Here is a 23,526-nt window from a genome sequence, read left to right as displayed (position 1 = left end):
CAGCCTCCCGGCTGCCGTGGGACGCGTCAACGAGCCCCGAGTAGTACTCCGGTCACCGTCCGCAGAGGTCTACCCGAAGGGTCATCGGTTCAGGCAGACCAGCCGGTCCGCGCGGCCCAGTCCTCGGCCGGCAGGTAGATCAGGTCGCAGACGGGGTCCTTCAGATCGGCGTACTCGCCGACGGACTCCAGGGGCAGGGTCGCTGCGCGCCGCTTGAACTCGCCGTACGCCGCAGCTGTGTCCGGGTGGGCGCGCAGGTAGTCCCTGAAGAGCAGCGCATACCGCTGGTTGGCGCGGCCGATCACTCGCAGATGCAGGTTCACCCGGCGGCGGTACATGGGCTCGACTACGAGTCGCTTGACCCACTGGAACTCGTCCCTGGGTAGTCCTGGCACCGGGTGGTCGCGGCGAGGCGGCCTCGCCTCCCAGTCCGCTGCCGTCAGCAGTTGGACGGCGTCATCCAGCTCGGACTCGACAGCGACGGTCGCCTGGATGTCCAGGATGTCCTTGGCCGCCAGATTCGGTACCGAGGTCGAACCGATGTGGTCCACCCGCACGACCGTGTCGCCGAGGATGTTGCTGATCACCTGTGCCGTCTTGTCGTACTGCGCGGCCCAGGTCGGGTCCGGATTGACGATGGCGATCGCGCTCATGGGGTGAATCATCGCAGCGACCCGGTGGCACAGACAGCCCCTATCCGATCGGCTTCACCCGGAACGCGCTGGTGCTGAGCAGTTCGGCAGCTGCGTACGCCGCCTTGCGGATGCCCTTGCGCTCGTCGAAGAACCCGCCGACCACACCGACCGCCGGGAGCTTGCCGAGCATCCTGGCGCCGATACTGCCCCGTGGACGGTCCTCGAACACCTCTCCGAGCCCGCCGAAGAGCTTGCTGATCCGCCAGACCAGGCGGATGCCCTTGCGCAGGCCGGCCTCCTCCGACTCGTCACCGAACCCCAGTTGCGCTGCGACGTCCTTGCCGGCCGTGGTCGGGTCGTCGTACCGGAGTACGTCGTCCGGCGTGATCGGGCGCGCGGTGAGCACCCTGGCCATGACGGCGGTCCGGTCCGCGTGCGCCTCGACGCCGTACTCGCGGCAGACCGCACCGATCACCATCGCCTGTACTGCGGCGCCGAGGGTGTCCTTGACCGGCAGGGCGTCCGCGGCGGCGCCACTGACCCGGGGGAGACCCGCCACCACGGCGGCGAACCCGCCGAGCCGCTCCACCCACCAGTCGCAGCGCTGGCCCAGTGGCAGGGTCGGCCACTCTGCGTGTCCGGGCACCTTCATCCGTAGCAGGCGGTCGATCGCCAGGATCAGGCCCTTCTCGGCCAGGTTGGGTTGCTCCTGGGCGGAGTACTCGGTCAGGAGGCCGCGGATGCCGAACGGGTCCTGGGTGCGGAGCGCGTCGAGGACCGAGTCGATGCCGAACTCGACCCGGCTGAGGGCGAGGACGACGGCGGAGTCGGGGACGTCAGGGCGGTCGGTCACGTCCGTCAGGGTAGGGACTGGGCGGGTCGGCGACGATCTCCGGGGTACTTCGGCGTGTCAGTTGTGATTCGAACAGGTGTTCGGGCTATTTTGTCCCGTACGAGTTCCGCGGACGGACCGGGTTTTCCACAGATTCCCGGCAGCACCGAAAACTGTCCGTGGGAACCCATACCGTCTCTGGCGACAACGAATTTCCTCCGGGCGGCTGGGACAGCGGCCCCGATAGTAGATGGGTTAGGTGGCAGTCACATGGCTGGTGCAGCGGCGAAGGACGATCGCAAGGTCGCGGATCGCGAGAAGGCGCTGGCGACCGCGCTGACGCAGATCGAGCGGAACTGCGGCAAGGGCGCGGTGATGCGCCTGGGCGATCAGGAGCGGGCGAAGATCGAGGTCATTCCGACCGGGTCGATCGCGCTCGACATCGCGCTCGGGATCGGCGGCCTGCCGCGCGGTCGTGTGGTGGAGATCTACGGCCCGGAGTCCTCCGGTAAGACGACGGTCGCGCTGCACGCGGTGGCGAACGCGCAGCGGGCCGGCGGGATCGCCGCGTTCATCGACGCGGAGCACGCGCTCGACCCGGACTACGCGCAGAAGCTGGGCGTCGACACCGACGCGCTGCTGGTCTCGCAGCCGGACTCCGGTGAGCAGGCGCTGGAGATCGCCGACATGCTGATCCGCTCCGGCGCGATCGACATCGTCGTGATCGACTCGGTGGCCGCGCTGGTGCCCCGGGCCGAGATCGAGGGCGAGATGGGTGACAGCCACGTCGGTCTGCAGGCCCGGCTGATGAGCCAGGCGCTGCGGAAGATGACCGGTGCGGTCAGCGGGACGAACACCACCGCGATCTTCATCAACCAGCTGCGCGAGAAGATCGGCGTGATGTTCGGCTCTCCGGAGACGACGACCGGTGGTAAGGCGCTGAAGTTCTACGCCTCGGTCCGGCTCGACGTGCGCAGGATCGAGTCGCTGAAGGACGGCACCGACTTCGTCGGCAACCGGACCCGGGTCAAGGTCGTGAAGAACAAGGTGGCCCCGCCGTTCAAGCAGGCCGAGTTCGACATCATCTACGGCCTGGGCATCAGCCGTGAGGGCAGCCTGCTGGACCTCGGTGTGGAGCAGGGCTTCGTCCGCAAGGCCGGCGCCTGGTTCACCTACGAGAGCGATCAACTCGGTCAGGGCCGGGAGAACGCGCGGAACTTCCTGCGCGACAACCCGGATCTGGCCAACGAGCTGGAGAAGAAGATCAAGGACAAGATGGGCATCGGCGTGGTGGCTGAGCCGGTCGACGCCAAGGACGCCAAGGCCGCGGGCAAGGCTGCGGCCGAGGTCGATGTCGACTTCTGATCACAGCTCGTCTCCCGGCGACGACCGTCCGGGCAGCTCCGGGCAGGCCAGTTCCAAGGCCCTGCCAGAGCTGCCCGCCGGAGTCCGCCGGGGGGTAGCAGGAATCACCACGCCGAAGCAGGCGCCGGTGAGCCCCGACCCAGAGGTAGAACGAGTTCCGGTCCAGCCGCTCCCGTGGTCCCTGGATGACAAGCCGGAACCACCCTCCAAGAAGTCGCCCAGAGCACGATCCGGCAGGTCGACCCGGGCCGGTTCTGCTCGTACCGCTTCGGACGGCATCAGCTCGGGCGGCGCTAGCCCGAGCCGTGGTGGTTCGGGCAAAGCCGGCCGCGCTACCGCTGCAAAATCCGGCCGTGCCTTTGGCGATTCCGATCGCGTCAGGGCGGGCCGCATCGGCGGGAGTCGCTCATCCGACGACGGTGCCTTCGACGCTTTCGAAGGCCAAGCAGACGGCATGCCGGATTGGGCCATCAATGACCTAGCCGACGCCGCAACGACCTCCGACGGATCTCCTGAGCGATCTGAAGTCAGCACTGGCTTGTCCGGGCTTGGATCGTCCAGCGCGGGCGATGAACCTGCTGGTGCTGGTGCTGGTGCTGGGCCGGGCGATGGTGTGCGGGAGTGGTCCGGCGGGGCTGGGATGTCGGATGGGTCTGGGCGGCGGCGGTCGGGGATGCGGGGGAGCCGGAAGTTCGGCGGGCGGCGTCCCAGCGAGGCTGCGGAGGTTGAGGTCGACGAGTTCGCGGATCCGCATTCGACGGCGCGGACGATCTTGCTCGACAAGTTGAGTGGGCAGCCACGGACCCGGGCCGAGCTGGCCGATCTGCTGGCGGAGCGGGAGATTCCCGACGAGGTGGCAGATGAGGTGCTCGATCGATTTACCGAGGTCGGGCTGATCGACGATGCCGCCTTCGCCAACGCCTGGGTGGAGTCGCGCCACCGCGGTCGCGGTCTGGGCAAGCGTGCTCTCGCCCAAGAACTCCGCCGGCGAGGAGTCGACGACGAACTGGCTCGCGACGCCATCGAAGAGATCGAGCCCGACCAGGAAGAGGCCACCGCACGCGCCCTCGTCCGCAAGAAGCTCCGCTCGATGCGCTCCCTCGAACGCCAGGTCGCCATGCGCCGCCTGATCGGCATGCTCGCCCGCAAGGGCTACCCCGGCGCCCTCGCCATGACCGTCGTCAAGCAAGAACTAGCCGCCTCCGACGAAGAACTCCCCCTCCTCAACGACTCCGGCCTAGAAGCCGACTAGCAAGCCCGACCACTCCCCATCTGACCTGCCGAACCACTGTCATGAAGTGCAGCTGTGGGACGGGCGGGATGGCCACCGTGTTCTCGCGAGTGGTTGCCGGGTTAGGTGCTGGTGTTGCGGGAGTCGGCGGTTGCCAGGGCTGTGCGTAGGGCGGCTTGTTCTATGGGGTCCCAGGGGCCGGAGGCGGCTAGGGGGATCTCGGTCAGGTAGCGGCGTTCGGGTTCTGGGATTCGGGTTGCGACCAGGTCGGGATCTTTGAGTGCGGTGGCGTAGAGGTTGGGGCCGTCGGCGTAGAAGAGGTCGGCTACTACCAGGCGGTTGTCTGCGCCGCGCATGACGTTTGACGGGTTGTCGTCCAGGGGGCCGCACCAGGGGAGTTCTTCGAGGGCTCGGGTGTGGATGCGGGTGATGACTTCGACCAGGTCGGTGACCTCGGGAGCGCGGGACTTGATCGCCTGGTGGAAGGCGATGGCTTCCTGCATGGGGACGGGCCGGAGCCATTCCATCAGTTGGAGGTCGCCGCCGCCGGTGAGACGGCGGTGGGCGAACAGTACGGGGACCTGGCGGGTGTGGGTGGCCTCGCGGTACAGGGCTGCGGTGTAGGGGCCGGTTGGATCGAATGGGCTGATTCGCGCGGCTGTGGTGCCGTCGGGTGAGCGGAGGGCGATGGCCCAGTCGCCGGCGCCGCACGGAGTCCAGCCCGCGGCGAGGAGTGCTTGTTCGACCTCGCGGTGGGTGGCGTCGGCTTCAACCAGTGCGAGCGTTTCCGTGATCAGCGTGGGCGTCTCGCGGTGGACTTCCTCCGGCGTCATGGCGTGGAGCATAGGCGGCCGTTGGTCGACCCTGCCTTTGAATTACGGCTGGGCGAGAGCCGCGCGTCTGTCACGATCGGAGGCGTGCCGTTTGCGGATGAGCTTGGGTCAGGGGTTGTGGTTGTCGACTACCGGTCGGAGTGGGTGACGGAGTTCGAGCTGATCGCGGACGTGTTGCGGTCCGTGTTGGGAAAGCGGGCGTTGGTTGTCGAGCATGTCGGGTCCACCTCGGTACCGGGGTTGGCGGCGAAGGACTGCATCGACGTACAGGTTCGGGTGCGGTTGCTGGATGAGGATGAGTTGGTCCGGTTGATGTCGGAGGTTGGGTTCAGGTGCCGACCGGAGGCGTGGAATCGGGTTGAGGTGTCCAGTGGGGTGGAGTGCAGGAAGTTGGTGTTCGCGCCACCGGTTGGTGGGCGGACCTGCAATGTCCACCTCCGGATCGGCGATGGGCCGAATGTGCGGTTTGCGTTGCTGTTCCGGGATTACCTCCGGGCCGACGACGCCGCGCGGACAGGGTGGGGAGCCTTCAAGAAACGGTTGGCGATGAGTGCTTCCGATTTGTTCGACTACGGTCAGATCAAGGCCCCGGCAACCGAAGTGCTGATGGCAGGCGCCGAACGCTGGGCACTCGAGACCAACTGGTCCCCGCACCCGAGTCACTAGGCGCTCAGGTGCATCGCGTTGTGGTTATCGGGGTGGCCGGCGTTGGGAAGTCGACGGTTGCGCGTGGGTTGAGCGAGCGCTTGGGACTTCGGCATGTCGAGCTGGACTCGATTTTCTGGCAGGCGAACTGGACCAAGCTCGAGCAGGGCGAGTTCGAGGCGCGCGTTCGGGAGGCCACCCGGTCCGGAGGGTGGGTTGTCGACGGCAACTACTCCGAACGGATCCGGGCGATCGCCTGGGGTGCGGCTGACACGGTGGTCTGGCTCGATCTGCCGCGCGTTGTGGTGATGTGGCAACTGGTACGTCGGACAGTGTGGCGGATTGCCTCCGGGGTGGAGCTCTGGAACGGAAATCGGGAGGGCTCGCTGCGCGACCAGTTCAGCCGCGACCCGGCCAGGTCGATTCTGTTGTGGTCCTGGCGGACCTACGGTCCGACGAAGGCTGAGTACGGTCTGGCGATGCAGGATCCGGAGTTTACTCAGCTGCGGTTCGTCCGGTTGAGGTCGCGGAGGGAGATCGACCGGTTCCTGCGGTCGGCTCACTGAGCCGGACGGCTGGGGAGTTGGAATCGGTGATTCCGGGTCTTCGGGGACGCGATTCCGGCGGTTTCGGGGCCGGATGACGGGTGGGTTTCGGGGAAGGGGACGAGGGGTTAGCGGCGAGGGACGTTGACGGGTCGGGGTTGACGGTGTCTGATCCGAAGTACGGATCGGGTTTGTGTGGTCCGTAGGCTGGGATTTTCGTCCGATCCGCCCCTGACACCTCTCGGAGGGTGCAATGAACGATTTCCAAGACCAGGCGAAGAACTGGCTCCGGAATGTCGTCAAGCAAAACCCGGACAAGATCAAGGCAGGCGTGGAGAAAGCCGGCGACCTGATCGACAAGCAGACCGGCGGAAAGTACGCCGACAAGGTCGATTCCGTGCAGGAGAAGGTCGGCAGCTACGTCGACTCCCACGCGGACCCTGCGGAGCCCGCCGGAGGGCCCGGGACCACCTCGACCGAGCAGAGCAGTGAGGACACCACCACAGACGCACCCACGGCCGGAGCCGATGAAGCAACGGCGGAGCCTGCTGATTCTGGACCAGACCAATCCGCAGGGCCCGGTACGGCCGCCCCTGAGCCGGAGAGCAGCGTCGACGAGGCTGCGCCAGAGCCGACGGGCAGCGTTGATGAAGCTGGGGCTGGGGCCGAGGAGACTGTTGACGAGGCTGCTCCTGACGCGGTGGACGGCACCGTCGTCGGTGGAGAGGCGCCGGATGTCGCGGGCAATCCGAGTAGTTCGGCCGGTTCCGGTATAGAGGGCGCCGACACGGGCAGTACGGCGACCGGTACGTCGGATGGCGGCCTCCCCGGCCCGAGGTAGTACGAGGTAGTACGCGAGGTAGTACTCCGTAATCCCGCCAACGACCCGGGCCTCCCACCTGCCAGTGAGCAGGGGAGGCCCGGGTCGTTGAGGTTGCCGACGACGCTTGCGGCCGGGAGTACGGGAAAGCGGGGTTGGGCGGCGCAGAGTGACTGGAGGGTAACCAAGGGGTGAGGCGGTGTTAGGTCTCGATTTAACCGGGAAACCGGTCGGCGGGTGTTCGTCTTGACCCTGTGGATGGCCGCGCCTAGCCTCGGAATCAGTAAGGGAGCACTCCATCGCGAGATGGCGTACATAGCAGCGGCCGGCTGGACCGGCCGGACAAAAACCCGGGCCACGACCAACACCGTGGCGCGGGGGACGTGAGACCAACGCTCGACCGAGCTGCCGCATAGGACGACCCGGCCCCGCCGGGTGTTTGCAGCACCGCCGAACCGGGTGGTGCTCTTCGTCGTACCGTCCTGCTGATCGCTGTGAAGGCTCCCTTCGACGCCGACAACGTCACGCCCCCGGGCGCGACTCGCAGAGGGGAGACGCCGATGTCACTCGCGGCCATGCCGACGGCGGCATCTGTGGGGCTCGTCCTGATCGGGTTGCTGATCGTCGGCCTGCTGGCCTGGATCGGCCTGACACTGTCGCGCCGCAAGGTCGCCGACCAGTCCGCGGCCGTGAGCGCTGCCCAGGCGAACGCCAAGCTCGAGGCCGCCACGATCACGGCCGGCGCCAAGTCCGCAGCCGAGCTGGTGACCCGGCAGGCGGAAGAAGCAGCGGCGGTACTCCGCGTCCGCACCGAGGCGACCGAGCAGCGTGCCGAGGAGATCCGGCGTGACGCCGAGACCCGCGCGTCCGAAGTACGGCGTGAGGCTGAGCAGCGGGCGTCCGATGTGCGCCGGGAAGCCGAGTTGGAGGCGCAATCCATCCGCGACGACCTGCGTGAGCAGCGGCTGGAGATGGAGCGTCGCGAGCACCGGCTGACCGAGCGTGAAGAACGTCTCGACGAGCAGCATCGCGCGATCGAAGAGCGCCAGAGCGAGCTCACCACCCAGCTCGCCGAGCTCGACCAGCGCAAGGCCGAGATCCGCGATCTCGAGGACGAGCGGCGCCGGATCCTGGAGGGCGTCGCCAACCTGACCACCGAGCAGGCGAAGGCCGAGCTGGTCGCCGCGATCGAGGCGGAGGCGAAGCGGCACGCGCACACGATCGTCCGCGACATCGAGCGGCAGGCGCAGGACGAGGGCGAGATCAAGGCGCGCAAGATCATCACCGGCGCAGTCCAGCGGCTGGCCTCGGAGCAGACCAGTGAGTCGGTCGTGTCGGTCGTGCACCTGCCCAGCGACGACATGAAGGGCCGGATCATCGGTCGCGAAGGCCGCAACATCAGGTCCTTCGAGCAGACCACCGGCGTCAACCTGATCATCGACGACACCCCCGAAGCGGTGCTGCTGTCCTGCTTCGACCCGGTACGCCGGGAGACGGCGCGGCTGACCCTCGATTCGCTGGTGCTCGACGGCCGGATCCACCCGAGCCGGATCGAGGAGATCTACGAGCGGAGCAAGGGTGAGGTCGCCGAGCTGTGCGAGCGGGCGGCCGAGGACGCGATGGCCGATGTGGGGATCACCGATCTGCACCCCGAGCTGGTTCGCACGATGGGGCTGCTGCGCTACCGGACGTCGTACGGGCAGAACGTGCTCAAGCACCTGGTCGAGTCGGCCCACATCGCCGGCATGATGGCGGCTGAGCTGGGGCTGGATGCCAAGCGGTGCAAGCGGGGTGCGTTCCTGCACGACATCGGCAAGGCGCTGACGCATGAGTCCGAGGGCAGCCACGCGATCGTCGGGGCCGAGCTGGCACGCAAGTACGGCGAGGACGATGACGTCGTGCACTGCATCGAAGCGCACCACAACGAGGTCGAGGTGCGGACCGTCGAGGCGGTGCTGACGCAGGCGGCGGACGCGGTCAGCGGTGGGCGGCCGGGGGCGCGGCGCGAGTCGTTGGAGGCGTACGTGCAGCGGCTCGAGCGGCTCGAGGAGATCGCGATGCATCACGACGGCGTCGAGAAGGTGTTCGCGATGCAGGCTGGTCGCGAGATCCGGGTGATGGTCTTGCCGGACGCCGTCGACGACATCGCCGCGCAGGTGATGGCGCGCGACATCGCCAAGCAGGTCGAGGAGGAGCTGACCTACCCGGGCCAGATCCGCGTCACGGTGGTCCGCGAGTCCCGTGCCACCGAAGTCGCCAAGTAGCAGAGCAGTCGCACATCGGTGAGGTTGCCGGGTGGCCGAGCCGCTGCTGCTGCCACCCTGTCCTTCCTAACTGAGCGTATCCGTCAGCAGTCGCGTCGGCGGAGAGTTATCCACAGGAGTGGCTCAGGCCCTCGAGGGTGCGGCGGTCAGAAGGTGGCTATTGGGTTTACTGGGCTGCCTGAGGTGCCGGCTAGGCGGAGTGGGGCCAGGGATAGCTGGAAGTCCCATTGGCTTAGGGCGGTGGCTGTGGTGGCGCAGGCTTCCAGGTCGCAGTTGTCCAGTAGCCAGAGGCCCATTGCTACCAGGCTTACGGCGTGGACGGGCATGAGGATGTTGTCGTAGCCGGAGGGTTGGACGTCTTGGGGGGTGTCGGCGCCGATCAGGGCTACGCCTCGGTCGTGGAGCCAGGGGAGGCAGGAGGCGTGCCAGCCGGACTGGGTGATGCCGCCGGAGGGCCCGGACTCGTGGCGGGCTCGGCCGTAGCCGGTGCGGAGGAGTACGGCGTCGCCGGGTTGCACTCGGACGCCTTGGCGGCGTTCGGCTTCCTCTAGGTCTTCGGGGAAGACGCCTTCGCCGGGGGCCAGCCACGGGACGTCGCGGACCTTGGCGATGTCTAGGAGGACGCCTCGGGTGGTGATGCCGTTCGCTGCTGCGGTGACGGCTGCCCAGGATGATCCGGTCTCGCCGTCGACCAGGGAGTGGGATCGGCCGTTGTACATCTTGCCGTCCCAGAAGAGGTGGCAGGGGGAGTCGAGGTGGGTGATCGTGTTGCCGTGGAAGAAGATGCCGAGTCGCTCGTTCGAGAAGCCCCAGCGGCGGTCGGCGTGGAAGGCGGGCGGCATGTGCTCGGCGCCTGGCATGTCGGCGGCGCACGGGCAGGCCGTCGTCGACCGCTCCATCTCCTCCGGTACGGCGATCTCCCAGCCGCACGACACACTCCTGCCGTGGCGGACGGCCCGCGCCGCCGCTAGCCGGACGTCGTCGGTGATGAGGTTCAGCGTGCCGAGTTCGTCGTCGTCGCCCCAGCGGCCCCAGTTCGACAGCGTGTCGAAGTACGCCAGTACGTCCTCCTGTGTGGGCATCGTCATCCCGGCATCGACTCCTCAGGTCACGAGGCAGCCGAGTTTATTGATCCAGAGGGCTACTCCGCGTACTTCGAACGCCAGGCCGGCGGTTCGAACGGCGACCCGTAGATGCGCGTCTCCCGGGCGATCCGGCCGTCGCGGAACTCGACGATGTTGGCCACGTGGAAGATCTCGCCGTCGTAGTCCGATCGGCCCAGTACGACGAAGTGGTCGCCCGCGCCGGTGATCCGCTGGATCACGATCGACGGCGGTGACGGGTACTCGCGCTGCATCGCGCGCATCTTGTCCCGGCCGACGATGCGTTCGCCGGACTGCGGCATCTCCAGCACGTAGTCCTCGGTGCGCAGCTCGTGCTCGGCCTCGGCCGACAACGCCAGCTGCCCGTCCATCGGCCAGAGGCGTTCCAGTAGCGCACGGTTCCTGTCGGTCATCGCGACCACCCGCCTTTCTGACGCCAGCCTGCGCAGCGGCCTTCAGCCAGTCTTAAACCGCCTCCAGTTGCCTGGCAACGGCCGCCGGCACCCGCAGCCCGGTCGCCTTCACCGACGCGACGAACTGCGAGACCAGTACGTCGGCCCGCCCAGCCGTCAGCGCCACGACGTCCCGCGACTGCGGCGGATCGAGCCGATGCACGGTCCCCGCAAACCCGGCGGGAACCCCACTGATCGGTACGACGGCCGCGCCCAGCCCCGCCGCGGCAAGGGCCGGCGCCGAGGTCGTCTGTTGGGTGCGGATGACAACCTCGGGTGACACCTGATGCTCGGCGAAGAGCCCGTCGAGCCAGCTCGCGAGGCCATGCGGACCGGCGTACTGGATGACCGGGTAGCCGTGGAGGGCGCTGATGGCGACCGGTCCGGGGTGATCCCCGAGCGGGTCGCCGGCGCTGAAGACGATGACCAGCTCTTCCTGAGCAAGCAGGTCGACAGCGCCGTCCCAGCGGGTGGGGCGTGGGCCGATCGCGATGTCGATCTCGTCGGCGGTGATCATCGAGGCGAGCGCGTCGGCGCTGTTGCGCTCCTGCAGGGCGAGCCGCACCCGCGGATGACGCCGTCGCCAAGCACGGAGGAGCGGAGCCACGAGGCCGGCTGTCATCGAGCCCGCGCAGCCGATCCGGAGCTGCCCCTCGCCCAACGTGGCCACCGCCCGACCAGCCTGTACTACGCGATCGGCCGACTCCAGGGCCGCGCGAGCGTGCCGCAGCGCCTCGCGCCCGGCGGTGGTCGGCCGGACGCCGCGGGGGAGCCGTTCGAGCAACGGCGAGCCGAGTTCGTTCTCGAGCATTGCGAGCTGGTGCGACAGCGACGGCTGCGAAAGATGGAGCAACGCGGCGGCCCGGGTGATCGACCCGGCCTCGACGATGGCGACGAAGCACTCCAGGGCGCGCAAGGTAGGCATAGAAGCAGTCTATGGCGAGTATCGAAAACTGGTCTTTGTGCCGATGGCACAATCCGCAGAGGCTGGACGCATGACAACAGCGACAGAACTCGGTGGCAAGCAGGTCCTCATCGTGGCGGGTGGATCGGGCATCGGCCGGCAGCTGGCCCAGGACGCCCTGGACCAAGGAGCCCGGGTGACGATTACCGGGCGCAGCGCGGACGCAGTACAGAAGGTGGCGGACTCGATCGACGGCGAGGTGGCGACGGCGGTCGTTGATCTAGGCAACGAGGACTCGATCGCGGAGCTGGCGACGGAGCTGGCGCGACGGGATGTCGTCGTCGAGCACCTGATCTCGCTGGCCAACGCGCCGGCGAAGGGTCCGGTGGAGAAGCTGGAGCGGGAGGCGATCGCCAAGGCGTTTGACGCGAAGGTGATCGGGGCGCTGCTGCTGGTGAAGCATCTGCGGCCGACGACTTCGGTGACGCTCTTCTCCGGCATCGTCGGCTGGCGGCCGAAGCCCGGCATGGTCGTGACGGCGACGACGAACGGCGCGGTTGCGTTCCTGGCTCAGGCGCTGGCGGTCGAGCTGGCGCCGGTCCGGGTCAATGCGGTCTCGCCGGGCATCATCGATTCAGGTGCGTGGGACGGGATGGGCGCGGACAAGGAGCGGATGTACGCCGATGTCGCCGCGAAGAACCCGGCCCGCCGGATCGGTACCACCGAAGACGTTTCGGCGGCGGTGCTGAGCGCCATCACCAATCCGTTCCTGACCGGAACGGTCCTCCACCTGGATGGCGGCGCACGTCTGGCTTAGGGCTCCTTCGGGAGGTGGCTGGGGGTGACGTCGATCTGTTCCTGGATCGCGTACTCGTGCGGCTCGGTCGTGTACTGCTCCTCGACCGACGGCTTGATCAGCTCGATCTCCTCGTCGTGCTTGGCGTTCGCGAGCCGGTACGAGAACCACAGCCCGAAGGCGCCGCCGAGCATGATGATGATGCCGACCGCGGTCAGGTCGACCCCGCTCAGCGTGTCGTGGACGGCGAAGGCGATGATCGCCCCGACCGCGATGAGTGCGATGCCCCCGTTGATCCTCATCGTCACCTCCAGGTGACTGTCCGTGGATGTCTACTTACGCTCAGTACCCGATCCGCTGGTTCTCAAGCAGGGCGCCACGGATCAGCCCGAGCGTCCGGTCGAGGTGTACCCATTGCCCAGATCCCCACCGCCGGAGGCCGTCGCGGGCGTCGGCCTCCTCGGCTGGGTCGAGCTCGTCCTGGTGCAGGCGTAGTACGCGGGCTGTGTAGTCGTCCAGGTAGCGGCGGAGGAGGAAGAAGGCGAACAAGTCTTCGGAGAGCGGTACGTCGCTGGGGTACACGGCTAGCGCGCGGCGGAAGGCCTCGGCATCGGTAGGTTGCTGGCCGTGCAGCAGCATGGCGAGGTCTAGCTCCGGGGGAGCGAGGTGGGCCTCGTCCCAGTCGAGCAGGCTGATCCGGCCGTCGTCGTCGACGAGGATGTTGTCGCCGACGAGGTCGGCGTGGCTGAGCACGTACTGCGTCGGCAGGCGGCGTACCGCTGACTGCAGTCGCTCTAGGCGCTCCAGCTGGTCCATCACCGCGCCCCGGTCGGGCTTCACCGCGCGATCGGACAGGTGCAGCCGCAACTCGTCGGCCACCGGGATGGTGAACCGCTCGCGCGGCAGTGCGACGGACAGCCTCGAAGTGGCCGCGTGCAGTCCGGCAACGGTCCGGCCGAGCTCGTCGAGCACCGCCAACGGCCAGCGCGGCCAGCCCGCCGGAGTCACGCCGGCCAGGAACGGGAACAAGGCGACAACCCCCGCCGCAACGGACGCGGACAACGCGCCCTCGGCAGTCGCCACCGGATAAGGCACCCGGAACCCGAGCTCGTGTAGTCGTAAAACCAACGGCAATCGAGCCACGGCCCCCGCTGCATCCCGCCCATCCGGCCACAGCTTCAGGAAGTACCGGTCGTCATCGGCCTGTACTTCGTACGCTGCCGAGGCCCACCCGACCGGGATGAACCGCAAAGCCTCGAAGGCGAGCCCGTAGTGCTCCCGGAGGGTGTCGAGCAAGGCGGCCCGATCCAGCCGGGGCTCAACGAGCACCGGGCACCGCCCAGCCCCGCGGCAGCTCAGCCGGCCCGAGCCGGCGGCCGGCCGGCATCTCGGCGTACTGGGTCGTCAGCGGAAGGCGGATTGGCCGGTTAGGGCTTGGCCTATTACTAGTTGGTGGACCTCGGAGGTGCCTTCGTAGGTGAGGACTGATTCGAGGTTGTTGGCGTGGCGCATGACCGGGTATTCGCCGCTGATGCCGTTGGCGGCCAGGATCGTGCGGCATTCGCGGGCGATGGCGATGGCTTCGCGGACGTTGTTGAGCTTGCCTACGCTGACCTGCTCGGGGCGCAGGGTGCCCTTCTCCTTGAGGCGGCCGAGGTGGACGGCCAGCAGGATGCCCTTGTTCAGCTCGACGGCCATGTCGGCGAACTTCGCCTGCGTGAGCTGGTACGCCGACAGCGGCTTGTCGAACACCTGTCGATCAGCCGCATACGAAACCGCCGTCTCCAGACAGTCCCGCGCTGCGCCCATCGCGCCGAAGATGATCCCGAACCGGGCCTCGTTCAGACACCCCAGCGGCCCGGACAGTCCACGAGCCTCGGGCAGCATCGCCGACGCAGGCAACCGCACGTCCGAGAAGATCAGCTCCGACGTCACCGACGCCCGCAGCGACATCTTCCGGGTGATCTCCGGTGCGGAGAAGCCGGCCGTAGAGGTCGGTACGACGAACCCGCGCACCCCGTCGTCCGTCCGCGCCCAGACGACCGCCACATCGGCCACCGACCCGTTGGTGATCCACATCTTCGACCCGTTGAGCACCCAGTCGTCGCCGTCGCGCCGGGCGTTGGTGCGCATGCCGCCCGGGTTCGACCCGAAGTCCGGCTCGGTCAGCCCGAAGCAGCCGATCGCCTCGCCGGCGGCCATCCGCGGCAGCCACTCGTTCTTCTGCTCTTCGCTGCCGTACTTCCAGATCGCGTACATCGCGAGCGAACCCTGCACGCTCACCAGCGACCGCATCCCCGAGTCGGCCGCCTCGATCTCCAGACACGCCAGCCCATAAGCCACCGGCCCCAGCCCGGCGCAGCCGTAGCCCGTCAGGTGCATACCCAGCAGACCGAGCGAGCCCAGCTCCTTCGCCAGATCCCGCGCCGGGATGCTGGCCGACTCGAACCACTCGGGCAGGTGCGGCCGCAGTTGCTCGTCCGCGAACCGCCGGGCCGTCGCCCTGATCGCGACTTCCTCTTCGGTCAGCAGCGAGTCGACGTCTACAAGATCAAGCGAAACCGTCATGCGCACACGCTAACGGAGTCACTTGCTGTACCAAGGCCACCACCAGTGTCGCTTGCGTGGGTGCCGTACGACGATCGAGCCGTGCTGGGCCTGGCCGGTGACGATCAGCCGGACGCCGCCGGCGGCCGGGGCGGTCGCCTTGTTCTTGGCGGCGCTGTGGACCATGTCGACGTTGTCGATGTCGACGCTCCAGCCGCGCGGCACGACCATCACCACCGAGCTGTGCTTGGCGTGCGCCTCCACGTGCACCTCGCGCCAGCTGATCACCGCGTCGGTGAAGTCGAGCTTCACCGACGAGTGCTCGGCGACCGCGGTCACCCGCTCGGGCACGACCCAGGCGCCCTCTCGCTTCTGCGCGCTGTGCTTGGCGCGGATCGTCAGCTCGGCCGCGTTGCTGCCGTGCGCGATCGGCAGCAGGTCGGCAGTGGCCGTGCGCAACTCGATCTCGGTCTTGGCGGAGTAGATCTGCGTCAGCCGCTCGTCCATCTCCTCGAAGTCCAGCCGGCCGTCACTGTGGGCTTCCTGGATCACCGCGGCGGCGCGCTCACGGTCATGATCGGATGCCCTGCGGGCGGGCGGCGGCTGTTCCAGACTCATGAGCCCAACGGTAGCGCTGCCGGGAGTCGGGCAGGGATCGTTACCTGTGACAATAGGTCGCGTGAATCAACGCACCGTCGTCATCCTCGGTTCGACCGGCTCGATCGGTACGCAGGCGCTCGAGCTGATCAGCGGCAACCGGGATCGGTTCCGCGTGCTCGCGCTGTCCGCGGGCGGTGACAACGTCGCGTTGCTGGCGCAGCAGGCGCTGGAGTTCGAGGTCGAGGTCGTCGCGGTCGCCAAGGCCACCGCGACCCAGGACCTGCAGCTGGCCTTCTACGCCGAGGCGCAGAAGCGCGGCTACTCCCAGGGACAGTTCCGGATCCCGAAGATCATCACCGGTCCGGACGCGTCGACGGAGCTGGCCGGGATGGCGTGCGACGTAGTACTGAACGGCATCACCGGATCTGTCGGCCTGCAGCCCACATTGGCTGCCCTGGATGCCGGTACCACCCTCGCGCTGGCCAACAAGGAGTCGCTGGTCATCGGCGGCCCGCTAGTGGTGAAGCGGGTCAAGCCGGGCCAGATCGTCCCGGTCGACTCCGAACACAGCGCGATCGCCCAGTGCCTCCGCACCGGTACCGCCGACGAGGTACGCCGTCTCATCGTGACCGCGAGCGGCGGCCCCTTCCGTGGTCGCTCGAGGGCCGAGATGGCCGACGTGACGCCCGAGCAGGCAGCCAACCACCCGACCTGGGACATGGGCCCGGTCATCACGATCAACTCGGCCAACCTGATCAACAAGGGGCTCGAGGTGATCGAGGCGCACCTGCTCTACGGCCTCCCGATGGACCGGATCGAGGTCGTCGTCCACCCGCAGTCGATCGTGCACTCGATGGTCGAGTTTGTGGACGGCTCGACCATCGCCCAGGCGTCGCCGCCGGACATGCGGCTGCCGATCGCGCTCGCGCTGGGCTGGCCTGAACGGATACCGGACGCCGCGCCGAGCTGCGACTGGACCAAGGCGTCGTCGTGGGAGTTCGAGCCGCTCGACAACGAGGCGTTCCCGGCCGTCCAGCTGGCCCGTGAGGCGGGGGAGCGGGGCGGTACCGCCCCAGCCGTGCTGAACGCGGCGAACGAGGTCTGCGTCGAGGCGTTCCGCAGCGGCCGGCTCCCGTTCCTGGGGATCGTCGACACCGTGGCCCGGATCGTGACCGAACACGACGTACCCTCGTACGAGGAACTGTCCATCGACGACGTACTCGCCGCGGACGCCTGGGCCCGGGTCCGGGCCCGCGAACTGACCGGCAGCACGGACCACCAGGGCCAGGAGACCACACAGGTATGAGCGCACTCCTCACTTTCGTCGGCGTGGTGCTGTTCGTGATCGGCATCCTGGTGTCGGTCGCGCTGCATGAAATGGGTCACATGCTGCCGGCCAAGGCGTTCGGCATGAAGGTGACCCAGTTCTTCGTCGGCTTCGGCAAGACCGTCTGGTCGACCAAGCGGGGCGAGACCGAGTACGGCTTCAAGGCGATCCCGGCGGGTGGGTTCGTCCGGATCATCGGGATGATGCCGCCGGCCAAGGGGCAGGACCCGACCAAGGTCCGCAAGGCCAACACCGGGCCGATCCAGTCGCTGGTGGAGAACGCGCGCACCGCGGAGTACGAGACGATCGATCCCGCCGACAACGGCCGGCTGTTCTACCAGAAGGTGTGGTGGAAGAAGCTGATCGTGATGGCGTCCGGTCCGCTGGTCAACGTCGCGATCGCGTTCTTCCTGTTCGCCGGGCTGTTCATGTTCTACGGCGCCAACGTCGCGCAGACCACGGTCGCCACCGTCACCGACTGCGTGATTCCCGCCTCGGAGGCGTCGAAGGCCGGCCGGGTCTGCCAGCCGTCCGACAAGGAGTCGCCGGCCAAGGCCGCCGGGTTCCACGTCGGGGACAAGATCCTGTCCTTCAACGGCACCACCATCAAGAGCTGGGACGACCTGACGCCGCTGATCCGGTCCAACACGGACAAGCCGGCCACCATCGTGGTCGAGCGCGACGGCAAGCAGCAGACGCTGACCACCAACACCATCCTCAACCAGGTGGTGGAGAAGGCCGGCTCGGACAAGTACGTCTCGGTCGGCTTCCTCGGCGTCTCGCCGGAGCAGAAGGTGGTCCGGCAGAACTTCGGCTTCGTCGTCGACAAGATGGGCGAGCTGACCGTCGCCACCGTCAAGGCGCTCGGCAACTTCCCGGAGAAGCTGGTCGGGGTGGCCAAGTCGATCGTCGGCGGCGACCGCGACGCCGACAGCCCGATGAGCGTCGTCGGCGCCAGCCGGGTGGCCGGCGAGGTCGCCTCGAACAACAGCCTGACCGGCGGTGAGCGGATCGCCTTCCTGGTCTCACTGCTCGCCTCGCTCAACCTGTTCCTCGCGCTGTTCAACTTCATCCCGCTGCTCCCGCTGGACGGCGGCCACATGATCGGCGCGATCTGGGAAGGCATCCGGCGCGGGTTCGCCAAGCTGCTCGGCCGGCCCGACCCCGGGTACGTCGATGTGGCCAAGCTGCTGCCGATCGCGTACGTGGCCGCCAGCGTCATCGTGGTGATGGGCGTACTGCTCGTCGTCGCCGACATCGTCAACCCGATCAAGCTCTTCAACGGATAACTCTCAACCGGACAAAGGAAAAATGAGCATCTCCCTGGGCATGCCCGCGCTGCCTCCGCCGACCCTCGCCCCGCGCCGCAAGACCCGCCAGATCAAGGTGGGCAAGGTGCTGGTCGGTGGCGACGCGCCGGTGTCGGTGCAGTCGATGACCACCACGCTGACCTCGGACGTCAACACGACGCTGCAGCAGATCGCCGAGCTCACCGCGGCGGGCTGCGACATCGTCCGGGTCGCCTGCCCGTCGCAGGACGACGCCGACGCGCTGCCGGAGATCGCCAGGCACTCGCAGATCCCGGTGATCGCCGACATCCACTTCCAGCCGAAGTACGTGTTCGCCGCGATCGAGGCCGGTTGCGCCGCGGTCCGGGTGAACCCGGGCAACATCCGCAAGTTCGACGACCAGGTCAAGGAGATCGCGGCCGCCGCCAAGGACCACGGCACCTCGATCCGGATCGGCGTCAACGCCGGCTCGCTCGACCCGCGGTTGCTGAAGAAGTACGGCAAGGCGACGCCCGAGGCGCTGGTCGAGTCGGCCGTCTGGGAGGCGTCGCTGTTCGAGGAGCACGACTTCCACGACTTCAAGATCTCGGTCAAGCACAACGACCCGGTGGTGATGGTCAAGGCGTACCAGCTGCTGTCCGAGGCCGGTGACTGGCCGCTGCACCTCGGCGTCACCGAGGCCGGGCCGGCCTTCCAGGGCACGATCAAGTCGTCGGTCGCGTTCGGCGCGCTGCTGTCCCAGGGCATCGGTGACACGATCCGCGTCTCGCTGTCCGCGCCGCCGGTCGAGGAGGTCAAGGTCGGCCTGCAGATCCTGCAGTCGCTGAACCTGCGCGAGCGCAAGCTCGAGATCGTCTCCTGCCCGTCGTGTGGCCGCGCCCAGGTCGACGTCTACACGCTGGCCGAGCAGGTCACCGCGGGGCTCGAGGGCATGGAGGTCCCGCTGCGGGTGGCCGTGATGGGCTGCGTCGTGAACGGACCGGGTGAGGCCCGCGAGGCCGACCTCGGGGTTGCCTCCGGCAACGGCAAGGGCCAGATCTTCGTCAAGGGCGAGGTGATCAAGACGGTGCCCGAGTCGAAGATCGTCGAGACCCTGATCGAGGAGGCGCTGCGGATCGCCGAGGAGATGGGCGAGTCCGTCGACGGCGGCGAGCCGACCGTGACGGTCGGCTGATTCCAGCGGGTACCCTCGCCGCGTGACGGACTACATCGTGATCAGCGCGACGCGCGGCGAGGCCCGATACGTTCCGGAAGGCATCCCGGTGGTCATCACCGGGGTCGGCAAGACCGCGGCGGCGGTGATCACCGCGCAGGCCCTGGCCGGACGCGACACCAGCGACCTCACGGTCCTGAACGTCGGTACGACGGGCGCACTGCGTGACGGGCTGGCCGGGATCTACCTGCCGAGCGAGGTCGTCAACCACGACCTCAACGCCGAGGCGATCCGCGGGATCGGCCTCGACCCGCAGGAGTCCATCCGGATCGACGGTGGCGACGGCACGGTCCTCGCCTCGGGCGACGTCTTCGTCACCGACCCGGTCGTCAAGGCACGGCTCGCCGAGCGCGCCCACCTGGTCGACATGGAGGCGTACGGCGTCGCCTTCGCCTGCCGCCAGTTCGGCGTACCGGTCCGGCTGATCAAACACGTCTCCGACTCGGCCGACGAGGCCGCGATGGACTGGCCCGCCCTCGTGGACGCAAGCGCCAAGGTCCTGGGCGACTGGCTCCGCACCGAACTCAGCTGAGCAACTCGAGGACCGCGGTCTCCCGGACCAGCCACCGCATCACACCGACGCCGCTGTCGAGCACGGCGCGATTGGCGTGCAACGCCTGCTCGACAGTGACCCAGCACGGCTCGAGTTCCAGCTCCGCCTCGTAGGCCTCGAGCTGCTGTGGGGCGTTCGGCGTCGCCACGCTGGTACAGGTGAAGTAGTGCGAGGTCATCTTGAACACCTCGTACTCCGCATCGACGGCGCGCACGAACTCGACGGTCTCCCCGAGCAGCTTGCCGACGTCGACCTCGCGGAGCCGCATTCCTCCAGGAACTCGCGCTGGAGGGCGGACTGCATCGACTCGCCCGGCTCGACCCCGCCGCCGGGGAACTTGTAGTCGCCGTGCCGGGACTTCAGCAGCAGCAGGTCCCGGCCGCGCTGGAGTACACCGCGGACGGCGGTGCGCTCGATGGTCGGGCCGGTGAGATCCAGCGAGTGGTCATGGGTGAAGGTGCCGAGGTGCATGGGCATAGTCTGACTTGACCTTGACCCTGGGGGCAGGGTTTAGCGTCGGGGTTATGGAGGTCGCGATGCGGATCGGGGATTTGGCGGCTGAGGCCGGGGTGACGGTCAAGGCGGTGCGGTACTACGAGTCTCAGGGGCTGTTGAAGCCCCGGCGGGAGGCCAACGGGTATCGGGCGTACAGCGCCGAGGACGTGATCGTGGTCCGTGAGGTGAAGGCGTTGCTGTCGCTCGGGTTGACGGCGGAGCAGACCTATCCGTTCATCGAGTGCCTGCGGGCCGGCAACGACCGGGCGGACGTCTGCCCGGCGTCGCTGACGGCGTACCGGGCGCGGATCGCGGAGGTCGACCGGCGGATCGCCGAGCTGACCGAGCTGCGGATCAAGCTGGCCGACCTCCTGACCGATGCCGAGAACTGGAGGACCCGACGATGACCGAACTACTCGTGGCCGACGAGACGAACTTCGACCAGCTGGTACTACGGGCAGACAAGCCCGTCCTGGTGGATTTCTGGGCGCAGTGGTGCCCACCGTGCCACCAGATCGTCCCGATTCTGCAGCAGATCGCGGTCGAGCGCGCCGACCGGCTGACCGTGGTGAAGGTGAACTCGGACGAGAACCCGGCCATCTCCTCGAACTACCGCGTGATGGCGCTGCCGACCCTGATGCTGTTCCAGCACGGCGAGCTGATCTGGTCGGTCGTCGGCGCCCGCCCGAAGGCCAAGCTCCTCAAGGAACTGGACGACGCGCTGCTCACCGCCGTCTGATCCATCCCGCTTCGACCAAGCCCCTGGCCGTCCTCGGCCAGGGGCTTGTTTGTTAGCCCGCTAAATTGCTAGCATCCTAGGCATGACCGAAGAGGCCGCCAAGAAGGCGCAGTTCAACGTGTACCTGCCGCCGGACTTGATCCGGCGGATCAAGCATCAGGCGATCGACGAGAGCACGAGCTTGTCGGCCCTGGTCGAGCAGGCGCTGACGGACTACCTGGAGAGGGACCGGCATGAATGAGGTTGTCATCCGCACCTTGCGGTTCTCCAACGACGTGCAGGCGATGCGCGCGTTCCTGGAGACGCTGGGGTTGCGGTCCCGGATCGAGTCGGAGAGCGGGATCTGGATCGACATGGTCGCCGGGCGCGGGATGATCGCGCTGCACGACGCGGCCCGCAGCGATACCGGTGGCGAGCCGGGGCAGACCAGGCTGACCTTCGAGGCCGACGACATCGACGAGCTGTTGGACCGGCTCGACGCGGCCGGCTTCGAGGACGCGAGCATCTTCGACGAGGCGTTCGGGCGGGTGCTGACGGCGAAGGGGCCGGACGGCGCCGGGTTGTGGATCGACGAGCGTCCCAAGGATCTGTACGGCTACAAGTTGCACGACGCCCATCCGGACACCCGGTGGTCGGTCACGCCGATGCTCGGCGTCCCGGATCGGGCCGGTTGGGAGCGGCTGCTGGGCATCCTGGGTGGGGACAACCCCGAGTTGGCGCGGTTCCGGGCGGCGGGCGCTCTCGAAGTACAGATAGAGCTGACTACTTCGGAGAGCCTGGATGCGGTTGCCGAGCGGCTTGCGGCGACCGGATATCACGCGTCGAGGGACGACGGGGGATTGGCGGTGACCGATCCGGACGGGCAGATCGTGCGGATTCGCGGATGATCAGCGTCCGCCGGGCCGTGGTGGACGACGTCGCGGTGGTGCGGGAGATCGGGCTGACGACCTGGCCGGTCGCGTACGCCGGATTGGTGTCGGCCGAGTTCATCTCGGACGGGTTGGCGCAGTGGTGGTCGCCGGCGGCGGTCGAGCGTGGCATCACGCAAGGCATCACCCTCGTCGCGGTGGTCGATGAGCATCTCGTGGGGATGGTGGGCCTTGGCCAGGAGGCCGGCTTCTGGGTGATGTGGAAGCTGTATGTGCTGCCGGGGTATCAGCGGCTCGGGGTCGGGAAAGCCTTGCTGGACGGGGCGATCGAGGCGCTGCCGGTGGGGACGGAGCAGTTGTTGCTGGATGTACTGGTCGGCAACGAGCAGGCGATTCGGTTCTATCGCAAGAACGGTTTCGGTGAGCCCCGGAGTACGCCGGACCGGGACCTCGGCGACGAGCTGATTTGGATGGCTCGCGAACTCTAGATGACCCATTGCGCGCCACGGCGGCGGTAATCGGCTAGGTTCTGCGGCGTGGGCGTACGGGTACTGGGTCCTCGCGACCTCTCAGCAGCGAGGGCCGTCATCGCCCGCGATCCGGTCGTGAACGTCTTCGTCGACTCCTTGGTGCAGGCGTCCGGGCTCGATCCGCGCCGCGGCGCGGAGGTCTGGGGGTACGTCGAGAAGGGCGAACTCGAGGCGCTCTGCCATGCCGGCGGCAACATGGTGCCGGTCGGCGCGGGGGAGGCCGCGCTGCGGGCGTTCGCGGCGTACGCGTTGCGTCGTGGCCGCAACTGCTTCCAGATCCTCGGGCCTGCTCGTGCTGTCGAGCAGTTGTGGACTGCACTGGAACCGCACTGGGGTCCGGCGCGCGAGGTGCGCGACGAGCAGCCGTTCATGGTGATCGAAGGTCCGCCGGCGATCGCGCCGGATCCGCTCGTGCGCGCGGTCGAGCCGGTGGAGCTGGGGATCCTGTACCCGGCGTGCGTCGCCATGTACACCGAGGAAGTGGGTGTGCCGCCGCAGACGGGGCCGGACGGGACGTTCTACCGGTCGCGGGTCGCCGAGTTGATCCGGGCCGGCCGGGCCTTCGCGCGGATCGAGGACGGCAAGGTCGTGTTCAAGGCGGAGATCGGCTCGGTGGGCACCGGGGTCTGCCAGATCCAGGGGGTCTGGGTCGATCCTGAGCGACGGGGTCAGGGGCTGGCCGCTCCTGGCATGGCGGCCGTGGTGGAACTCGCGCGACAGATCTCGCCGGTGGTGACCTTGTATGTCAACGCGTTCAATACGCCGGCGCGAGCGGCGTACGAGCGGGTGGGGTTCCGGACCATCGAGACGTTCGCGACGATCCTGTTCTAAGGCTGAGCGCTGACTGTGATGGCGCGGTGACCGGTGGTGAGGTTGGCTGTTCGACAGCGCCGCCCCCGCCCAGTCGAAGGACAACTGCTGTGTCTATGCTTCCCCCAC

30 protein-coding genes are annotated in these 23,526 nt (G+C 67.9%); 18 read left to right on the top strand and 12 right to left on the bottom strand.

Annotation, left to right across the window (positions count from 1 at the left end):
* Window positions 1-89: 89 nt before the first annotated feature.
* Together ABD768_RS05465 and ABD768_RS05460 are read right to left on the bottom strand one after the other, a co-directional pair.
* Window positions 90-653 carry a GrpB family protein gene (locus ABD768_RS05465; protein ID WP_344837951.1) on the bottom strand — a complete coding sequence of 188 codons (564 nt, stop codon included), beginning with the start codon at window positions 651-653 and terminating at the stop codon, window positions 90-92.
* Between the two features lie 40 nt (window positions 654-693).
* Entirely contained in the window at window positions 694-1,488 is a 795-nt protein-coding gene (locus tag ABD768_RS05460; protein ID WP_344837948.1) for a hypothetical protein, read from the bottom strand.
* 249 nt (window positions 1,489-1,737) lie between these two features.
* On the opposite strand from ABD768_RS05460, the gene recA reads away from it, so the two are divergent.
* Window positions 1,738-2,832, top strand: coding sequence for a recombinase RecA (gene recA / locus ABD768_RS05455; protein WP_343977517.1), 1,095 nt, complete (start codon window positions 1,738-1,740; stop codon window positions 2,830-2,832).
* 673 nt (window positions 2,833-3,505) lie between these two features.
* On the top strand, window positions 3,506-4,084 hold the full coding sequence (locus tag ABD768_RS05450) for a regulatory protein RecX (protein WP_344837946.1): 579 nt from the start codon (window positions 3,506-3,508) through the stop codon (window positions 4,082-4,084).
* Between the two features lie 101 nt (window positions 4,085-4,185).
* Here ABD768_RS05450 and ABD768_RS05445 read toward each other — a convergent pair whose 3' ends face one another.
* Window positions 4,186-4,896, bottom strand: a complete 711-nt coding sequence (locus ABD768_RS05445; protein ID WP_344837943.1) for a hypothetical protein — start codon at window positions 4,894-4,896, stop codon at window positions 4,186-4,188.
* Window positions 4,897-4,980: 84 nt separating this feature from the next.
* Here ABD768_RS05445 and ABD768_RS05440 point away from each other — a divergent pair, with 84 nt between their 5' ends.
* From ABD768_RS05440 to rny, 4 genes are all read left to right on the top strand, one after another.
* Entirely contained in the window at window positions 4,981-5,562 is a 582-nt protein-coding gene (locus ABD768_RS05440; RefSeq protein ID WP_344837940.1) for a GrpB family protein, read from the top strand.
* A gap of 32 nt (window positions 5,563-5,594) precedes the next feature.
* A complete protein-coding gene (locus tag ABD768_RS05435) occupies window positions 5,595-6,107 on the top strand; it encodes a P-loop NTPase family protein (protein ID WP_344837938.1) in 513 nt (170 codons plus the stop codon).
* A 232-nt stretch (window positions 6,108-6,339) separates the two neighbouring features.
* Complete coding sequence (locus ABD768_RS05430) at window positions 6,340-6,927, top strand: Rv0909 family putative TA system antitoxin (protein WP_344837935.1); 588 nt, start codon at window positions 6,340-6,342, stop codon at window positions 6,925-6,927.
* 539 nt (window positions 6,928-7,466) lie between these two features.
* Window positions 7,467-9,170, top strand: a complete 1,704-nt coding sequence (rny, locus tag ABD768_RS05425; RefSeq protein ID WP_343977535.1) for a ribonuclease Y — start codon at window positions 7,467-7,469, stop codon at window positions 9,168-9,170.
* Between the two features lie 146 nt (window positions 9,171-9,316).
* Here rny and ABD768_RS05420 read toward each other — a convergent pair whose 3' ends face one another.
* Genes ABD768_RS05420 through ABD768_RS05410 form a run of 3 tightly spaced genes read right to left on the bottom strand, consistent with a single transcriptional unit; the run spans window position 9,317 to window position 11,650 of the window.
* Window positions 9,317-10,258: a cyclase family protein gene (locus ABD768_RS05420; protein ID WP_344837931.1), complete on the bottom strand. Its 942-nt coding sequence runs from the start codon at window positions 10,256-10,258 to the stop codon at window positions 9,317-9,319.
* 53 nt (window positions 10,259-10,311) lie between these two features.
* On the bottom strand, window positions 10,312-10,686 hold the full coding sequence (locus ABD768_RS05415; protein ID WP_344837928.1) for a nuclear transport factor 2 family protein: 375 nt from the start codon (window positions 10,684-10,686) through the stop codon (window positions 10,312-10,314).
* 52 nt (window positions 10,687-10,738) lie between these two features.
* On the bottom strand, window positions 10,739-11,650 hold the full coding sequence (locus tag ABD768_RS05410; protein WP_343977545.1) for a LysR family transcriptional regulator: 912 nt from the start codon (window positions 11,648-11,650) through the stop codon (window positions 10,739-10,741).
* 70 nt (window positions 11,651-11,720) lie between these two features.
* On the opposite strand from ABD768_RS05410, the gene ABD768_RS05405 reads away from it, so the two are divergent.
* Entirely contained in the window at window positions 11,721-12,446 is a 726-nt protein-coding gene (locus ABD768_RS05405; protein WP_344837926.1) for an SDR family oxidoreductase, read from the top strand.
* Here ABD768_RS05405 and ABD768_RS05400 read toward each other — a convergent pair.
* The 4 genes from ABD768_RS05400 to ABD768_RS05385 all read right to left on the bottom strand — a co-directional run bounded on the left by ABD768_RS05400 (window position 12,443) and on the right by ABD768_RS05385 (window position 15,590).
* Entirely contained in the window at window positions 12,443-12,727 is a 285-nt protein-coding gene (locus ABD768_RS05400; RefSeq protein WP_343977550.1) for a DUF6458 family protein, read from the bottom strand. The genes ABD768_RS05405 and ABD768_RS05400 overlap by 4 nt on opposite strands.
* Before the next feature lie 40 nt (window positions 12,728-12,767).
* Window positions 12,768-13,754 (bottom strand): phosphotransferase enzyme family protein, encoded by a 987-nt coding sequence (locus tag ABD768_RS05395; protein WP_344837923.1) that lies wholly within the window; start codon window positions 13,752-13,754, stop codon window positions 12,768-12,770.
* 75 nt (window positions 13,755-13,829) lie between these two features.
* Window positions 13,830-14,993, bottom strand: coding sequence for an acyl-CoA dehydrogenase family protein (locus tag ABD768_RS05390; RefSeq protein WP_344837921.1), 1,164 nt, complete (start codon window positions 14,991-14,993; stop codon window positions 13,830-13,832).
* An 18-nt stretch (window positions 14,994-15,011) separates the two neighbouring features.
* Complete coding sequence (locus ABD768_RS05385) at window positions 15,012-15,590, bottom strand: DUF1707 SHOCT-like domain-containing protein (RefSeq protein WP_343977559.1); 579 nt, start codon at window positions 15,588-15,590, stop codon at window positions 15,012-15,014.
* Window positions 15,591-15,651: 61 nt separating this feature from the next.
* Between ABD768_RS05385 and dxr the strand changes: the two genes are divergently transcribed.
* From dxr to ABD768_RS05365, 4 genes are read left to right on the top strand one after another with little or no spacing between them, the layout of a single operon-like run.
* The gene (gene dxr / locus ABD768_RS05380) at window positions 15,652-16,878 is read left to right on the top strand and encodes a 1-deoxy-D-xylulose-5-phosphate reductoisomerase (protein WP_344837918.1); all 1,227 of its coding nucleotides are present in this window, start codon (window positions 15,652-15,654) and stop codon (window positions 16,876-16,878) included.
* The gene (locus ABD768_RS05375) at window positions 16,875-18,188 is read left to right on the top strand and encodes a M50 family metallopeptidase (protein WP_343977570.1); all 1,314 of its coding nucleotides are present in this window, start codon (window positions 16,875-16,877) and stop codon (window positions 18,186-18,188) included. Before dxr ends, ABD768_RS05375 begins: the two co-directional genes overlap by 4 nt.
* Window positions 18,189-18,210: 22 nt before the next feature.
* Complete coding sequence (ispG, locus tag ABD768_RS05370) at window positions 18,211-19,362, top strand: flavodoxin-dependent (E)-4-hydroxy-3-methylbut-2-enyl-diphosphate synthase (RefSeq protein WP_343977573.1); 1,152 nt, start codon at window positions 18,211-18,213, stop codon at window positions 19,360-19,362.
* Between the two features lie 22 nt (window positions 19,363-19,384).
* Window positions 19,385-19,933 (top strand): nucleosidase, encoded by a 549-nt coding sequence (locus ABD768_RS05365; protein WP_343977575.1) that lies wholly within the window; start codon window positions 19,385-19,387, stop codon window positions 19,931-19,933.
* Here ABD768_RS05365 and ABD768_RS05360 read toward each other — a convergent pair.
* Both ABD768_RS05360 and ABD768_RS43080 read right to left on the bottom strand, forming a co-directional pair.
* A complete protein-coding gene (locus ABD768_RS05360; RefSeq protein WP_344837914.1) occupies window positions 19,926-20,222 on the bottom strand; it encodes a hypothetical protein in 297 nt (98 codons plus the stop codon). The two genes, ABD768_RS05365 and ABD768_RS05360, sit on opposite strands and share 8 nt — an antisense overlap.
* Window positions 20,129-20,323 carry an NUDIX domain-containing protein gene (locus ABD768_RS43080; RefSeq protein ID WP_425558410.1) on the bottom strand — a complete coding sequence of 65 codons (195 nt, stop codon included), beginning with the start codon at window positions 20,321-20,323 and terminating at the stop codon, window positions 20,129-20,131. Before ABD768_RS43080 ends, ABD768_RS05360 begins: the two co-directional genes overlap by 94 nt.
* Here ABD768_RS43080 and ABD768_RS05355 point away from each other — a divergent pair.
* From ABD768_RS05355 to ABD768_RS05325, 7 genes are all read left to right on the top strand, one after another.
* Window positions 20,303-20,443 carry a hypothetical protein gene (locus ABD768_RS05355; RefSeq protein ID WP_344837911.1) on the top strand — a complete coding sequence of 47 codons (141 nt, stop codon included), beginning with the start codon at window positions 20,303-20,305 and terminating at the stop codon, window positions 20,441-20,443. The genes ABD768_RS43080 and ABD768_RS05355 overlap by 21 nt on opposite strands.
* A gap of 35 nt (window positions 20,444-20,478) precedes the next feature.
* Window positions 20,479-20,856, top strand: coding sequence for a MerR family transcriptional regulator (locus ABD768_RS05350; protein WP_344837909.1), 378 nt, complete (start codon window positions 20,479-20,481; stop codon window positions 20,854-20,856).
* Window positions 20,853-21,188, top strand: coding sequence for a thioredoxin (gene trxA, locus ABD768_RS05345; protein ID WP_344837906.1), 336 nt, complete (start codon window positions 20,853-20,855; stop codon window positions 21,186-21,188). The genes ABD768_RS05350 and trxA overlap by 4 nt, the downstream gene beginning before the upstream one ends.
* An 82-nt stretch (window positions 21,189-21,270) precedes the next feature.
* Window positions 21,271-21,429, top strand: a complete 159-nt coding sequence (locus ABD768_RS05340; RefSeq protein ID WP_344837904.1) for a ribbon-helix-helix domain-containing protein — start codon at window positions 21,271-21,273, stop codon at window positions 21,427-21,429.
* Window positions 21,422-22,075, top strand: a complete 654-nt coding sequence (locus tag ABD768_RS05335) for a VOC family protein (protein ID WP_344837901.1) — start codon at window positions 21,422-21,424, stop codon at window positions 22,073-22,075. Before ABD768_RS05340 ends, ABD768_RS05335 begins: the two co-directional genes overlap by 8 nt.
* Window positions 22,072-22,545: a GNAT family N-acetyltransferase gene (locus tag ABD768_RS05330; protein ID WP_344837899.1), complete on the top strand. Its 474-nt coding sequence runs from the start codon at window positions 22,072-22,074 to the stop codon at window positions 22,543-22,545. The genes ABD768_RS05335 and ABD768_RS05330 overlap by 4 nt, the downstream gene beginning before the upstream one ends.
* A 48-nt stretch (window positions 22,546-22,593) precedes the next feature.
* Complete coding sequence (locus tag ABD768_RS05325; RefSeq protein ID WP_343977594.1) at window positions 22,594-23,418, top strand: GNAT family N-acetyltransferase; 825 nt, start codon at window positions 22,594-22,596, stop codon at window positions 23,416-23,418.
* The last annotated feature ends 108 nt before the right edge of the window (window positions 23,419-23,526 follow it).

Source organism: Kribbella ginsengisoli, from assembly GCF_039537185.1.
GTDB lineage: Bacteria > Actinomycetota > Actinomycetes > Propionibacteriales > Kribbellaceae > Kribbella > Kribbella koreensis.
The sequence above is the reverse complement of the archived record's forward strand: the minus strand, read 5'-3'. Positions and strand labels throughout refer to the sequence as shown.

Bases quoted from the DNA above. Each gene is read 5' to 3' on its own strand.
- ABD768_RS05465 (WP_344837951.1), bottom strand. From the start codon at position 653: ATGAGCGCGATCGCCATCGTCAATCCGGACCCGACCTGGGCCGCGCAG.
- recA (WP_343977517.1), top strand. From the start codon at position 1,738: ATGGCTGGTGCAGCGGCGAAGGACGATCGCAAGGTCGCGGATCGCGAG.
- ABD768_RS05450 (WP_344837946.1), top strand. From the start codon at position 3,506: ATGCGGGGGAGCCGGAAGTTCGGCGGGCGGCGTCCCAGCGAGGCTGCG.
- ABD768_RS05445 (WP_344837943.1), bottom strand. From the start codon at position 4,896: ATGACGCCGGAGGAAGTCCACCGCGAGACGCCCACGCTGATCACGGAA.
- ABD768_RS05430 (WP_344837935.1), top strand. From the start codon at position 6,340: ATGAACGATTTCCAAGACCAGGCGAAGAACTGGCTCCGGAATGTCGTC.
- rny (WP_343977535.1), top strand. From the start codon at position 7,467: ATGTCACTCGCGGCCATGCCGACGGCGGCATCTGTGGGGCTCGTCCTG.
- ABD768_RS05420 (WP_344837931.1), bottom strand. From the start codon at position 10,258: ATGACGATGCCCACACAGGAGGACGTACTGGCGTACTTCGACACGCTG.
- ABD768_RS05415 (WP_344837928.1), bottom strand. From the start codon at position 10,686: ATGACCGACAGGAACCGTGCGCTACTGGAACGCCTCTGGCCGATGGAC.
- ABD768_RS05410 (WP_343977545.1), bottom strand. From the start codon at position 11,650: ATGCCTACCTTGCGCGCCCTGGAGTGCTTCGTCGCCATCGTCGAGGCC.
- ABD768_RS05405 (WP_344837926.1), top strand. From the start codon at position 11,721: ATGACAACAGCGACAGAACTCGGTGGCAAGCAGGTCCTCATCGTGGCG.
- ABD768_RS05400 (WP_343977550.1), bottom strand. From the start codon at position 12,727: ATGAGGATCAACGGGGGCATCGCACTCATCGCGGTCGGGGCGATCATC.
- ABD768_RS05390 (WP_344837921.1), bottom strand. From the start codon at position 14,993: ATGACGGTTTCGCTTGATCTTGTAGACGTCGACTCGCTGCTGACCGAA.
- ABD768_RS05385 (WP_343977559.1), bottom strand. From the start codon at position 15,590: ATGAGTCTGGAACAGCCGCCGCCCGCCCGCAGGGCATCCGATCATGAC.
- ABD768_RS05375 (WP_343977570.1), top strand. From the start codon at position 16,875: ATGAGCGCACTCCTCACTTTCGTCGGCGTGGTGCTGTTCGTGATCGGC.
- ispG (WP_343977573.1), top strand. From the start codon at position 18,211: ATGAGCATCTCCCTGGGCATGCCCGCGCTGCCTCCGCCGACCCTCGCC.
- ABD768_RS05360 (WP_344837914.1), bottom strand. From the start codon at position 20,222: ATGCGGCTCCGCGAGGTCGACGTCGGCAAGCTGCTCGGGGAGACCGTC.
- ABD768_RS05350 (WP_344837909.1), top strand. From the start codon at position 20,479: ATGGAGGTCGCGATGCGGATCGGGGATTTGGCGGCTGAGGCCGGGGTG.
- trxA (WP_344837906.1), top strand. From the start codon at position 20,853: ATGACCGAACTACTCGTGGCCGACGAGACGAACTTCGACCAGCTGGTA.
- ABD768_RS05340 (WP_344837904.1), top strand. From the start codon at position 21,271: ATGACCGAAGAGGCCGCCAAGAAGGCGCAGTTCAACGTGTACCTGCCG.
- ABD768_RS05335 (WP_344837901.1), top strand. From the start codon at position 21,422: ATGAATGAGGTTGTCATCCGCACCTTGCGGTTCTCCAACGACGTGCAG.
- ABD768_RS05330 (WP_344837899.1), top strand. From the start codon at position 22,072: ATGATCAGCGTCCGCCGGGCCGTGGTGGACGACGTCGCGGTGGTGCGG.